The sequence below is a fragment of the Psychrobacter sp. PL15 genome (assembly GCF_035984995.1).
In the GTDB taxonomy this organism is placed as follows: Bacteria; Pseudomonadota; Gammaproteobacteria; order Pseudomonadales; family Moraxellaceae; genus Psychrobacter.
Window position 1 is genome coordinate 129,404 of record NZ_JAXCIB010000002.1, and the last position, 13,583, is coordinate 142,986.

10 protein-coding genes are annotated in these 13,583 nt (G+C 43.0%); 7 read left to right on the forward strand and 3 right to left on the reverse strand.

All coding sequences use genetic code 11. From position 1 onward, the window contains the following. Positions 1-224: 224 nt before the first annotated feature. Both RCH20_RS02030 and RCH20_RS02035 read right to left on the reverse strand, forming a co-directional pair. Positions 225-1,319 carry a hypothetical protein gene (locus tag RCH20_RS02030; protein WP_327192404.1) on the reverse strand — a complete coding sequence of 365 codons (1,095 nt, stop codon included), beginning with the start codon at positions 1,317-1,319 and terminating at the stop codon, positions 225-227. A gap of 302 nt (positions 1,320-1,621) precedes the next feature. Continuing rightward, positions 1,622-2,572: an acyltransferase gene (locus RCH20_RS02035; RefSeq protein WP_327192405.1), complete on the reverse strand. Its 951-nt coding sequence runs from the start codon at positions 2,570-2,572 to the stop codon at positions 1,622-1,624. Between the two features lie 644 nt (positions 2,573-3,216). Here RCH20_RS02035 and RCH20_RS02040 point away from each other — a divergent pair. The 7 genes from RCH20_RS02040 (at position 3,217) to RCH20_RS02070 (ending at position 12,309) form a co-directional block, all read left to right on the forward strand. Next, the gene (locus tag RCH20_RS02040) at positions 3,217-3,870 is read left to right on the forward strand and encodes an OmpA family protein (protein WP_209956422.1); all 654 of its coding nucleotides are present in this window, start codon (positions 3,217-3,219) and stop codon (positions 3,868-3,870) included. Positions 3,871-4,172: 302 nt separating this feature from the next. After that, positions 4,173-5,612 (forward strand): imelysin family protein, encoded by a 1,440-nt coding sequence (locus RCH20_RS02045; protein ID WP_327192406.1) that lies wholly within the window; start codon positions 4,173-4,175, stop codon positions 5,610-5,612. Between the two features lie 416 nt (positions 5,613-6,028). Continuing rightward, on the forward strand, positions 6,029-7,690 hold the full coding sequence (locus RCH20_RS02050; protein ID WP_442793083.1) for a di-heme oxidoreductase family protein: 1,662 nt from the start codon (positions 6,029-6,031) through the stop codon (positions 7,688-7,690). Between the two features lie 132 nt (positions 7,691-7,822). Continuing rightward, on the forward strand, positions 7,823-8,995 hold the full coding sequence (locus RCH20_RS02055; protein WP_327192407.1) for an imelysin family protein: 1,173 nt from the start codon (positions 7,823-7,825) through the stop codon (positions 8,993-8,995). Positions 8,996-9,072: 77 nt separating this feature from the next. Next, positions 9,073-10,815 carry a DUF1513 domain-containing protein gene (locus tag RCH20_RS02060; protein WP_327192408.1) on the forward strand — a complete coding sequence of 581 codons (1,743 nt, stop codon included), beginning with the start codon at positions 9,073-9,075 and terminating at the stop codon, positions 10,813-10,815. 33 nt (positions 10,816-10,848) lie between these two features. Next, entirely contained in the window at positions 10,849-11,547 is a 699-nt protein-coding gene (locus RCH20_RS02065; protein WP_327192409.1) for a M48 family metallopeptidase, read from the forward strand. A gap of 159 nt (positions 11,548-11,706) precedes the next feature. After that, a complete protein-coding gene (locus RCH20_RS02070; protein ID WP_327192411.1) occupies positions 11,707-12,309 on the forward strand; it encodes a methyltransferase domain-containing protein in 603 nt (200 codons plus the stop codon). Between the two features lie 302 nt (positions 12,310-12,611). On the opposite strand, the gene RCH20_RS02075 is transcribed toward RCH20_RS02070, so the two are convergent. Beyond that, on the reverse strand, positions 12,612-13,520 hold the full coding sequence (locus tag RCH20_RS02075; RefSeq protein ID WP_327192412.1) for a hydrogen peroxide-inducible genes activator: 909 nt from the start codon (positions 13,518-13,520) through the stop codon (positions 12,612-12,614). Between the last annotated feature and the right edge of the window lie 63 nt (positions 13,521-13,583).

Below are 13,583 nucleotides of genomic sequence, written 5' to 3' on the forward strand. Positions count from 1 at the left end.
TCGTATCGCTGCAACCACGGCGCAGTTTTGAGTATATGCCAGCTATTATTGGTTATATGCCAGCGATTATATTTTTTTGGTCAAAAAACGCTATTAAGTAAGTATTGTTCTAATACACAGTGTACTAAGTGGGGTGAGGACTTAACAAGCCCCTTAGCCTATAAAATATAAGCCAGCGACGGCCTTAACTACAGTTTATTGAAAGGTATCAATTGATAAAATAACTAAAATTTGAGCATATCTTGGTGTTTCCATTGTTGAACTTTTATTTGTGCCTCAAATTCTAGTAGGCTGTCAGAGATAATACGCGCTATCAAGTTATCGAGGGCTGTATCATTAGTATCGATCTGAGCAACCCCCTGAGCGATAGCGACCATTAAGGCGTCAATACGCTCATCATCAAGCAGTCGGGCGTTAAGGGCATAGACGACATTTTCACCAATATTCTGCCCGATATGTTGCAATTGTGATTCAATCAAGCTGCCAGCGATCGGGATTAGGCGCAGATAGCGCCGCAACTCAGGAGTATTGGCCAGTCCTTCCTGGATGGCGTTGCCCACTTCGCTTGCTATTAGATTACCACCTTTCGAGTCACCGGTAAGGTTTTGCAGCTGCGGTGCCAGCTCTTTACGTAACAAAGACAATAGTACCGCCTCAATCTCATCACGATTACGACCGATCGTGGATTCAATCAATGACTGTTGCATCTCAGGATCGGTTAGCTGTTGGCGATAGTTATGAATGGTGGTTAGGATGACGCGATCGGATAACTCTTCTAATATTAAATTAATATAAAACTTAATACGGTCAAGCCACGGCTGCGGCAGCACCTGATAACCAAGCTGATATAAACGCCGACCGATGATCACCGCCCGAAATAAACGCAGTGCGCGTAGCTGCGGGAAGCAGCCTAACACTTCATACCAATGCACAAAGGGAAAGAAAAACCAGCGATAATAGACCTGTTCTTTAATCGCAATAGCCCAGCGCAATAATAGTTCTAAGATTAAAAATATGGTAAAAAACCCGCCAGCCGTACGTAATGGATCGTGTAAGGTGCTTTGATACCAGTTCAGCCCCTCGCTGAGTGTCAGCCATCCTGCAACACTGCTGGTAAAGTTACTCATCAAAATAGCATCAATACTGATCAAGAATAAATCAATACTGATAACGACAATCATCAGCATGTCATAGGTTAGTTTCAAACGGTTTGGCTTGGGCCGCTTAGAGTTTGGCGACTGAGTGTTTAGTGGGTCGGTCGACTGGTTGGGTAATGGTTTGGAATCTGTAGGCAGGTTAGCAGCAGGAGAGGTGGACACAGTCATACCTTCTATATAATATAATGAATGGCTATTGAATGAATGGTAGGTTTCAATGCTTATTAACACTATCAATAAATAGTGCTGAAAAACAACCCATCAGCCATTATAATAAATCATTATAAATAAAAACAGTGCCAGGTGGCGTCAATACTATTTTGACCTAGCGCTATCTTGATTTAACGCCGCCTTATTGACTACTGCTATTTAACCCTTTGTTTGAGCCTGTCAATAAAGCATTTTTAGTCTCAGAGTCTCAGAGTCTCAGAGTCTCAGAGTCTCAGAGTCTCAGAGTCTCGTTATCACGTATCAGACGTATCAAACTCAGCAAGCATACTCGTAATACGTTGATCCTTTTGACGCCATATCTGTTCTACCCATTCAAACATCTGCGCCTTGATAGGCTCATCATTTTCGTAACCGCCGTTTTGGATAGCAGTAAACAAATCGTCGGGCATCTTAATATGGCGAACATCAACACCCAAGCGCTTAATATTTCCTTTCCATAAATCACTATAAGTCGGTACTCCATCAGGATAGACAATGGTCATATCTAAGATACCATCCATATCTTCACCCAGCGCGTTTATAGCAAGAGATAATCCACCCGCTCGTGGTTTCAGCAAATTTTTGTACGGCGAGTGCTGCTTATCACGCTTGGTTGGCGTAAAGCGCGTTCCTTCTAGATAGTTTAACAACGTAAAAGGTTTGTCCTTAAGTAAGGCACAGGCACGCTTGGCTTCTTCGATATCTTTACCTTGCAGTGCTGGATTTTTGGCCACGGCTTCTTTCGAGTGCCGGCGCATCATTGGAAAGTCTAAAAAATAGAATGCTTGACCAATCACAGGAATATAAATCAGTTCAAACTTGGTAAAAAACCGTGTTAATGGCAAACGCTTTTCACTAATGTATTGCACAATACTGGTATCGACCCATGACTGATGATTACTGATAAGCAAGTATTTACCCTGAGTATCCACATCTTCAGGTAAGCTAATACGCCAGTCTTTATCTGGCAAAATATTATCAATTAAGGCGTTGTTGCCGTGAATCCAATAATTAGTGACGCCAATCACTGTCTTGTCTGCAATCTGTGAGCCAGTGATGACCTTAGTGGCTCCCATCAGCCATATAGGGATACCGGCCGCAATACTATTGGCAGTAATGACACCGGTGGCGGTCACCAATGAGACCGCTTTGCCCAATCTAGGGCTGCGTTTATGTATTTTTTTAATGGTAGAGGTCAGTCGCATACTCAATCCTTATATTTCGATATTGTTAGATTCTAAGTTATTAGTTTTGAAATTAACTATTTTTAGAATGGGTACTTTGAAATTATATGTGTTTAGGTTATTTATACTCAGTAAGGTGTTAACCTTTAAGATATGACTCTAAAAGTCTCTGCGCCAATAATGGCTATCACTATAAATGACCAAAAGCCTCTTACATTCCCCATCATTCTTAATGGTTTTACCATCACGTAGAGTACAGTGATCGTAATGCTGCCTAGCTATGGCAACGATATGGCCTGATTCTAGCAGAAATTAATAACAGTGTACGAGTGTTAACGTGACTCACAATAACAGATAAAACAAAAGTACAGAAAAAACATATAGCGTATCGCAAGCCAATAGCTATGAAATTTACTTTATATTTTATAACGGTGTTGTGGCTGATGAGGTTGCTAGTCGTTGCTAGTCGTAAGGTATCATGCACTTCTCATACATAGATGTGACAAAATATTACACATAGATAGCTTGCTCTTGAGATAATAATACCGAATAAGAATGACACCCAATAAGGTAGGAGTTAACAAGCTCTTATCAACAAATCTTATAAAAAGTACAGTCTGTAGAAGCACGACTTATCTGTAATTCCAACTTCAGAGGGAAAATTTATGCGCAACCAAATAATGATTTTAGCAGTAGCATCCGGCCTAGCACTCAGTGGTTGTGTCACTGATCCGAATACTGGACAACAACGCATCAATAAAACGGCTATCGGCGCTCTAGCTGGTGCCGCCGGTGGCGCTGTTATTTCTAAAGCAACTGGTGGAGATAACACCGGTCGTGATGCAGCTATTGGTGCTGCACTAGGCACGGGTGTTGGTTATTACATGGAGCGTCAGGCTAGACAGCTTGAGCAACAAATGGCTGGTAGTGGCGTCACTGTTACCCAGAATCCTAATGGCAACATTGATCTAGTAATGCCAGCCAATATCACTTTCTCATTTGATGATGCAACATTGAGCTCAGGTTTTAAGCCAACGCTTGATAAGCTTGCCTCTACGATGAATCAGTATAACCAAAACTCCATTACTATTGCGGGTCATACTGACAGTAAAGGTTCAGCGTCTTATAACCAAGGCCTATCACGTGACCGTGCTTATTCAGTCGCGAATTACTTAACGGCACGCGGCGTATCTTCTAGCCGTATTAATGTTGTCGCATATGGCGAATCTCGTCCAGTTGCTGATAACAATACTGATTATGGCCGCCAGCAAAACCGTCGTGTTGAATTAACCATTAATACGCCACAAAGCGTAAACTAAAAATTAATGATTAAGAACTAGCTACTAAAAGCTAGGCTTAAGAAGTTATATTCACTAAGAAGGTCAGCACTGCGCTGGCCTTTTTTATGCCTTAAAAAAAGCCTTAATAAAATATTTATCAAGTGAAGAGGACCTAAAATAAAGCTAGGCGTACTAAGAATAAATTTGCATAAAACGTAAAGAGTTTAATTTAAGTTTGATAATCGTTATCAATAGCATTATAATTCGCATACTCTCAATGTTACACCATTATTAATGTACTTTTGCCATTTCTTACTTGATAAATCCCCTTAAGGACGCGTATGAACATCACCACAGTGACGAGCCGCAAGATCCTACCCACCACTTTAGCGGTTGCACTTGCAGGACTGTTAATGGTTACGGGTTGCACCAAGCAGACTAATGAGGACGCCGTCGCTACCGATACGCAAACAGCGGTTCAATCCGATTCAGGTACCAATAAGTCAACTACTGAACAGGCCAGTATCGATAGATTGATGCTAAGCCATGTAGATATGGTACATGCCGCTTATAAAGATTCATTAGATACGGCTAAGATATTACGAACAGCTGTAGATACCTATGTAGATACGCCCACCCAAGCGAATCTTGATGCAGCAAAAGCGGCTTATAAAGCAGCGCGTCAGCCGTACTCACAAACTGAAACTTTCCGTTTTGATGAAGGGTTTGTTACCGCTGATGACCAACGTGCGATCAGCAGTATTGATGAATGGGAAGCTCAGATAAATGCATGGCCACTTGACGAGGCATTAATCGATTACGTCAGTGACAGTTATGCGGGCGAGTATAATAGTAAAGACAACATCATCAATAGCGATAGCATTACTGTTAATAGCTCGAAGCAAGACACCAAAACTATTACTCCTGAGCTATTGGCAGCAATGAATGAGATCGGTGGCAGCGAATCCAATGTCACCACCGGTTATCATGCGATTGAGTTTTTGTTATGGGGTCAAGACACCAATGGCGTTGCCGAAGGTGCCGGTAATCGTCCAATTAGTGATTATATGACCACAGATAATAAATGTACTAGTGGCGAGACCGTCAATACAGATGTGAGTGTTTGTAATCGTCGTGGTCAGTATCTAAAATCAGTGACTCAACTATTAGTCAATGATTTAACTGCGATGGAAGCCCAGTGGCAGCCTGAAGGTGAACACACTTTACGTAGCGATATGATGGCACGTAAAGATAATAACGCCATGCGCCAAATCATGTACCAAATGGGTAGTTTAGCGCTAGGAGAGTTGGCTTCTCAGCGTATGCAGGTCGCATTTGTTACCGGTTCAACAGAAGATGAGCATGAGTGCTTTAGTGATTTGACTCACTTAAGTTATGCTAATAATGCTCTTGGTATTCAAAACGTCTTTAATGGCAGCTATAAAACGGTCGCTGGTGAATCAGTTGGCGGCTATGGTATCAAGAATTATTTGATAGATACTGACCATAAAGACGCTGCCGACAAGCTTACCGCGGACTTTAAAAAAGTAGAAGATGCTTTTAATGTAATCGTAGCCAAAGGCGAAAAAGAAAATATCAAGGTCGATCAAATGATCGCTACCGTCGGACAAGTGAGTGAGCAAGGTATCTCTGCTGAAGAACAAAATATTCGTCGTGGCTGGATCGAGAACGGCATCACTAGCTTGCAGGAGCTGACTTCTGGGATTGAGAATGCGGCAAAAGTGGTCGGCATTGACAATCTAGATGCCGATGCTGGCTAACAGTCTTAAGTTGTTTTTTGTTATTTAGCGACTGTTTATTATCTAACGACTGTCTGTTATCTTACGACTAATTTGTTATCTAGCGACTGTTTGTTATCTAACGACTCTAGGCTTGGCGGTATAAGATTGGTTGTATATTATTAGTCTGTACTAAATTTGAATGGCTAATGAGTCACATTAGTCTAATGAGAATGATTTTCATATCAGTAAGATTTAGGTATAATAGCCACGTTGTTAATAATGGTTGGCAGCGTGTTTTTTATACCACATTAAGATAACCTGATAGCCCAGGGCATAGACAGCTCTGATATACAGACAGCTCTGATATACAGACAGCTCTGGTATATCGACTAAAAGTGAAAAACTTTATAGCATGCGATTTTAATAGTTCTATATTAGAGCTAAGGTAATTTTTTATGAAGGCTATGAACGTCATGAAAGCCATTAACGCGATGAAAGTTACGTTATCAGGTTTTGTCTGCCTTTCTTCAACACCACATATTTCGTCACCCAAGCTTGCGCTAAGCGTGCTATGTGCGCTATCCATAAGTGCCTGTCAACCATCAGACAGTGCGACGAATACCAATCAAACTCAAGCGGTATCAGCTGAGCGCACGCAAACCATTGAAGCACTGGCTGGCGTGCCGATGCAACAGCTAGCCACCTTTGATCCGCAAGAGGTTAAGCAGGGCGGTGACACAGGCGTTACTATTACTAGCGCTGAAAGTTATTCTAAACCGTCATCAAATTTAACGGCCTCGCGAAAGGGGAATTTCTTTATTGGCAATGCCTTCTTTAGCCAACCGTGGGTGATGGCCCCTGCCAGTACGGATAGCCGTGATGGACTCGGGGGGCTATTTAACGTTGCGGCTTGTCAGTCGTGTCATGTGAAAGACGGACGTGGTCATGCTCCAATGAATACTGAAGATGATGCGGATAGTTTATTGGTCCGTCTTGCTATGCCAGCGACCACCGATAAGCAGCGCCAACAGTTGCAGAACTCCCTTATAGAAAAAGTTGCGCATCCTGTTTATGGTGGTCAGCTACAAGATCGCGGTATTCAGGGCGTACCGGCGGAAGCGCAAATTGCCGTGCAGTGGACAGATAAGCTGGTCACTTTTGCTGATGGTTATACCGAAACCTTGCGTGCGCCGACCTTTAGCTTGACCAAACCTGGTTATGGTGCATTTGATGACGAGCTAATGGTGTCACCGCGTATTGCGCTACCGATGATTGGACTTGGTTTACTAGAGCAAATACCTGACGAGGACATCAAAAAACAGGCCGTCAGTAATAATAAAAATGCTGATAACAATGCAAGCAGTATCCGCGGTAAGTTTAACTGGGTGATGGATCCAAAGACAGGCAAGTTGGCGTTGGGTCGTTTTGGTTGGAAAGCGGGACAAACTAAGATTTTGACGCAAAACCAAAGTGCTTTCAGTGAAGATATGGGTCTGACCTCAAATATTCGACCTCATGAATCTTGTATGCCTGCGCAAACCGCTTGCCTTGATGCGACCACTGGCGCCGATGAACAAGGCAACGGTAAGCCGCCCGTTGAAGTGAACGACGAAATCGCTAAGTTCGTAGAATTTTACACTCGTAATTTAGCAGTTCCAAATCGACGTAATGCTGATGATACCGTGGTATTAGCTGGTAAAAAGCGTTTTTATGACATGGGCTGCCAAAGTTGCCATACTCCAAGATATCAGCTACCAAAGACTAATGACGATAATATTGAGCAGCACGGACAAGTCATTTATCCTTATACCGATTTGCTGCTACATGATATGGGCGATGACTTAGCGGATCGTACTATCGCGGGTAAGCTACCGCCGAAAGATGCACAAGTGGAATTTTTAGCCAACTCTTATGAATGGCGCACGCCGGCACTGTGGGGTATTGGCCTGGCGCAAACCGTTGATCCTCAAGCTACCTTCTTACATGATGGCCGCGCTCGTACTTTGATGGAAGCAGTATTGTGGCATGGTGGGGAAGCTGCTAAGCAGCAACAAAAAGTACTCAAATTGGATAAGCAAGGTCGGACTGAACTCAATGCATTTTTAAAATCATTGTAATAGTGGGACAGATTCACTATTGAGGCAGACTTACTATTAATACAGATTCATGATCAATCGTTAAACACATTGATGAGATTAGCCGCCTCATTTACTAATTGATGTAAATATTGAGACAATACCGAGAAAGTTATGAAAAAGAACCATGCTTTAGCTATGGCGCTATCTGCATTAAGCGCGGGATTATTGATCAGCTGTGTTAAACCTGCTGATGACAATAAAGCGCTTGATAGTGACGGTCAAAAAGTAGTGCAAGAGTCTACAGCGACCAGTGCTACTAACAACACAACGGCTAATAAAAGTATCAATGAAAGTGCTAATGCCGACCCAATTGTTCCAGTAGTTATTAGCCCTGCGACTGCAGAAACTTATCTGACTCACGTTGCCGATAATATTATCATTCCAGCTTATACGGATGCCACAAAGCAAAGTGCTCTGCTACACAGTCTGGCACAACAGCATTGTCAGAAAGTGCCAGTCGGCGGTGATGAGTTACAAGTACTACGTGATCAGTGGTTAGTTTTAGCTCAAGCATGGTCAAGTGCGGAGATGATCAATTTTGGTCCAGCGACCGCCAGCATGAGTGATTTATATATAAACTATTATCCTGATGAGCGCGGTCTGGTGCATAGCGGCGTCGCTGAACTCATCGCTGCCAATCCCACACTGACGCCTAAGCAACTTGCCAACCAAAGCGCTATTGTTCAAGGTATACCCGGCTTAGAAGAAGCACTATATGCTAATGATAGTCTAGACACTGGTCAGTGTGCCTATGTTATTAGCGCCAGTAGCGCATTAAGCACGCGCTTAAAAGATATTGAAAAAAACTGGCAAGAGAATGCGACAGATTTATTGGCGATTGATAAAACTGCAGATAGCGATCAAGGATTGAATCAATGGTTTAACTCTCTGCTGTCATTGATTGAGAATATGAAATCTATTGCGATAGATCAGCCGCTAGGTCTGACAGGCAAAGCGAAAGGTCATTTGCCAGCAGCAACTGCGGGTCAAAGTCGCGTCATTATCAATGCTAAATTAGCCACCTTAAATAAAGCCCTGACAGATCCGGTACTAACGGCCATGCTTGCTAGTAATAATAACAGTGAAATTGGTGATAATCTATCGACGGCACTTGCCGAAACCACAACCTTGCTAGCACAGATGCCAGAAGATTTAGCAACCGCAGACAAGGCAACACAGCAAGCGTTATATGATCATCTAACGACCGTCACGCGCCTACTTAAACGCCAGCTAATTCCGACGTTAGGCGTTCGTGTGGGCTTTAACAGTACTGATGGCGATTAAATAGCTGACATTGAATGACTGATTGTTAAGCGATCGACAAGCAGATAAAAGCTATAGCAACTAAGGGTCTTAATAATATGCATAAGCGTACTATGGATAAGCGTACTATGGATAAGCGTACTACAGGTAAACCTACTACCTATGAGCTGCTGACCGCTTCAGCACTAACTGCGCTTGGTACCACTCTAGGAACCTTAATAGGCACAACGGCTTTAGTTGGTCTACATCATCGCTATCGTAAGCAGCAGCAACCAGATGCGCGTTTGCAAGATTATTTGACTGGGTTGCGTAAGGTACCTTCTGCTATAAATTTTCAGCTGCATGATTTATCGCGTTCTGAGCATCTTGACCGCTTAAAGTATGTTGGTCAGCAAGCTGTACAGGCTTATCAACGCTACCCGAATGGTGGTCATTCTAACAAAAGCTATCCTAGCTATGACAACGATAAAACTGATCCCGACGAGGCTACAGCTAAGCTAGCCCTACACACTACTACCATGCTGTCAGGTTCTGTATGTTGGGTCAGTGGGGTGGCATCCATGCCGCAAGCGGCTGCGACTACAGATGATAGCGATAATAGTTTTGGTGTGGTCGGTATCGATGCCGATCGCCAGATTGTTTGGCAGACGACTATGCCAGAGCGCGTTCATGATATTGTCGTGCAGCCCGATGTTGAGGATATTAGTGATCAGGTCAGTAATGGTAATAAGAAGGCTGCTTGCCGCGATGTCGTGGTCATGGGTCGACGCCCTAGCGAAGGGTTTTGGGTATTAGATACGGCTACAGGACAAGTAAAGCATGCTATCAAATCAGCTGTTGATAGACATTTTTATGGTCATGCCTGCTATAGCCTAGACGGTCAATTACTCTATGTGACCGAAAATGATACCGTAAGTTTAGCGGGTAAAATTGGTATCTACGATGCCAGTTGTGACTATCAAAAAGTCGCTGAATTTGGCTCACATGGTATTGGGCCACATGAGCTTATTATGCATCCTGATGGTGAGACATTAATTATTGCTAATGGTGGTATTAAGACCGAACGAGCCTCACGTGAGGAGCTGAACTTAGATACTATGCATCCCTCATTGGCTTATATTAATCGCCAAGATGGCCAACTTATTGAACAAATTTTTCCTGAGCACAATCAAATGAGCGTGCGTCATCTAGCTGTGCATAACGACGGAACAGTAATGATTGGCATTCAGTTCCAAGGCGAAAAGCATATTAATGTTCCTTTAGTACTGACTCATAAGCGTGGTGATATCGACTTTAAGCCTCTAATCATGCCAGACAATCAATGGCAACGTTTCCATCAGTATATTGCCAGTGTGGTCGTTGATAGCCAACACAACTTATTGTGTGTGACCACACCGTTTGGGGGCTGTGCGGCAGTCTATGACTTAAATACCCGCAAGCTGATTAGTGATGTGAATCTACCGGACTGTGCAGGGGCGTCTGTGTTATACAGTAGTGAGAGTTATAATGTTCAAGCCAATCACAATAAAGCCAATCGCAACAAAAATAGTGATCCTAAAAATAAAGATCTTAAAGCTAATAGTCTCAACATTAATGACCTTAACTTTGACAACACTGAAACTGGTGAAAATATAGATAGTGGTAAGCAAGCTGGTTTTATTATCAGTGATGGCCTAGGCCAATTGACTGCTTTGCAAGTGACGGGATCAAATGCAATTGGCTTAAATGCAATTGGCTTAAAGACAGCTGCTGTAGATAGCGAACAACAGTCAAATCAGCGCGTGACCAAAGACAGCAAGCTACATATGATGTCCTTTGACAATCACTTGCAAGCGCTATAGTGAGAGTGTAATGATAAAGGTTGCGAATAATCTATGGAACCCTTGAGCCTGCCACAAAAGTACGTTCATCCTTTATTGGACAGTGCTGTGCAATGTTTGGCTCAAGCCGGCATCACCCTACAGGTTACCCCAAAGCGGGTTAAAAATATCAATTTTCGTCTCAAGCCTTATCAATTAAGGGTATCAGTACCACTATCTATCAATGCGCTCCAAGTCGCGCAAGCCGTTGCTAGGCGTGTGTCATGGGCATTAGCATGTCACGAACAAGTTTTAGAGCAGCATAAGCGCAGACAGAAACACGGACAGCTGCCATCAGCTGATCCATCAACAGCCTCTACTGCCATCATGCTATGGGGTGAGTCGCAACCTTTTATGCTTAATGACCATGAAAAAACTGCCTATTATCGACAGCAATTATCCATCGTTATGCCTGAGCTATTTGATAAATGGCAACCGATTGTTGGTGCTGAAGCTCGCGAAATACGGATCAAAAAAATGCACACGCGCTGGGGCAGTTGTAATACGCGCGCTGGTCGTATATGGCTGTCCGTTCACCTTCCTGCTTATCCTATAGAATGCACAGAATATGTGATTGTGCATGAGTTATGTCATTTACATCATGCCAACCATAGCCGCGCATTTTGGCAAACGGTAGCGACCGCGATGCCAGAATATAAGAAATGGCACGATATGCTGGCAGGAAAATCAGGAGTAATCGATAACACGGCCTAGACTGATTTTAGGTTTGGTTGGATAAATTAAAGCGATTTTAGATTAAATTGATTATATCGATACAAAACGTCTCAAAAATACTGATATAATAGATAAGTTATAGACATTGCTAGGTGCGGCATTTAAATGAGTCAGTCGCATATAAAGGAAGGGTAACGTATGGATAGTGTCAATCAAGCTGATTTTTGGCAACAGCGTTATGAGCAGGACAGCATTGGCTGGGATATGGGTGAAATATCACCACCGCTTAAGGCTTATATTGACCAGCTACCCGAGTCGGCTAAGGATCAGGCCATTCTAGTGGCTGGAGCCGGCAATGCCTATGAGGTCGGCTACTTACATGAGCAAGGATTTACCAACGTGACGTTAGTTGATTTTGCCCTTGCGCCGATTAAAGCCTTTGCTGAGCGTTATCCCAGCTTTCTGGCCGAATATCTAGTTTGTGCAGACTTTTTTGATTTATCACCGAGCCATTATCAGTTTGATTGGGTCCTTGAGCAGACCTTTTTTTGTGCGATAGATCCTATACGCCGTGATGATTATGTACAGCAAATGGCTGCGCTACTTAAGCCTAAAGGTAAACTAACAGGTCTATTATTTGATAAGAATTTTGGCCACGATCAGCCACCGTTTGGTGGTAATGCCGATGAATATCACCAGCATTTCGCTCCATACTTTGATATTGAGATAATGGAGCCTTGCTATAATTCGCATCCTGCACGGCAGGGCAGTGAGTTGTTTATCAAACTACTGGTAAAATAAGCGCAAAGATTGGATATTTTTTCGTACTTACGACTCCAGACCAGCGGGGTAAGCGCTTAGCAAACACTAATTATAATTAATCAGCTGGCAAGGTATCTAGTGCTTATAGATGTCTTACCTCAAGACGTCCTAGCTATAGCTATCAAATACTGCATCGAGACCTGGTATTTGATAGCTCAGCAACAGTGTGATGCGTATATTATCGTCGCATAGCTTACTTGTACTATCCGCTAGCATGCTACATTTTTTACCTGATAGTCTTATTAGCTGCTACTTATCATCAGTAAGTTATAACTAACACGCTAGTCTTGATTGGCATTCTTTTCAAGGGCCTTCTTGAATACATCACCGAGCAAGTTGACATCATCGACCCGAGCATAATTTAGACGGGTAACAAAAGCGATATGACGATGTGGCCCTTTCTCTGCCAGTGGTACGGCAACAGCATTTTGGTTTTGTAGGTGTAATTGATTCAAGGCCATTTCTGGCACTAACGTCGTACCCATATTAGCCAGAGCCATTTGGATTAAGGTATTCAAACTGGCATCAGAAAAGCTTGATTTCATCTGTTCACGATCAAAATGACAGACCGATAGCGTCTGATCAGTTAGACAATGACCTTCACCAAGTAACATCAAATTGGCTGTTGCCAGCTCGTCAGAATTAATGGCTTCAAGCTTGGCATGGTCATCGTCTTTTGGGAATACTGCAAAGAAGTCCTCGCTCCAAAACTCAAAGCTATGCAGTCCATCTACGGCATAGGGCAGAGCAATAATAGCGGTATCGATATGACCATAACGTACTTGTTCGAGTAGACGCTCAGTTTGCTGCTCAACGATAGTCATGCGAAATTCGGGATGGCGGGCTCGAAGTGCAGGCAGTACCTTTGGCAGTAAGTAAGGGGCAATAGTCGGAATGATACCGACAGTCATCGGGTAAGCAAGTGGCGTTTGATGACTGTGAGCACGCGTAGTCAAGTCATTGATTTCAGAGAATACTCGCTGCGCCCGCGTTAGAATATCTTGTCCAATAGGCGTAATCAGTACTTGCTTGTTATTGCGCTCAAAAATCTGGGTATCGAGCTGCTTCTCTAATTCTGCTATTCCCAAACTAAGGGCTGACTGTGAAATATTACAGTCTTCAGCAGCACGTTTAAAGTGACGGTGTTTGGCAACGGCTAAGGCAAATTCAAGTTGGCGTAAAGTAATCATAAAGGTTCTCTTTTAATCGGCTTTCAATACAGTTTCTATGGTTATCGCTGTCATATACTAGGG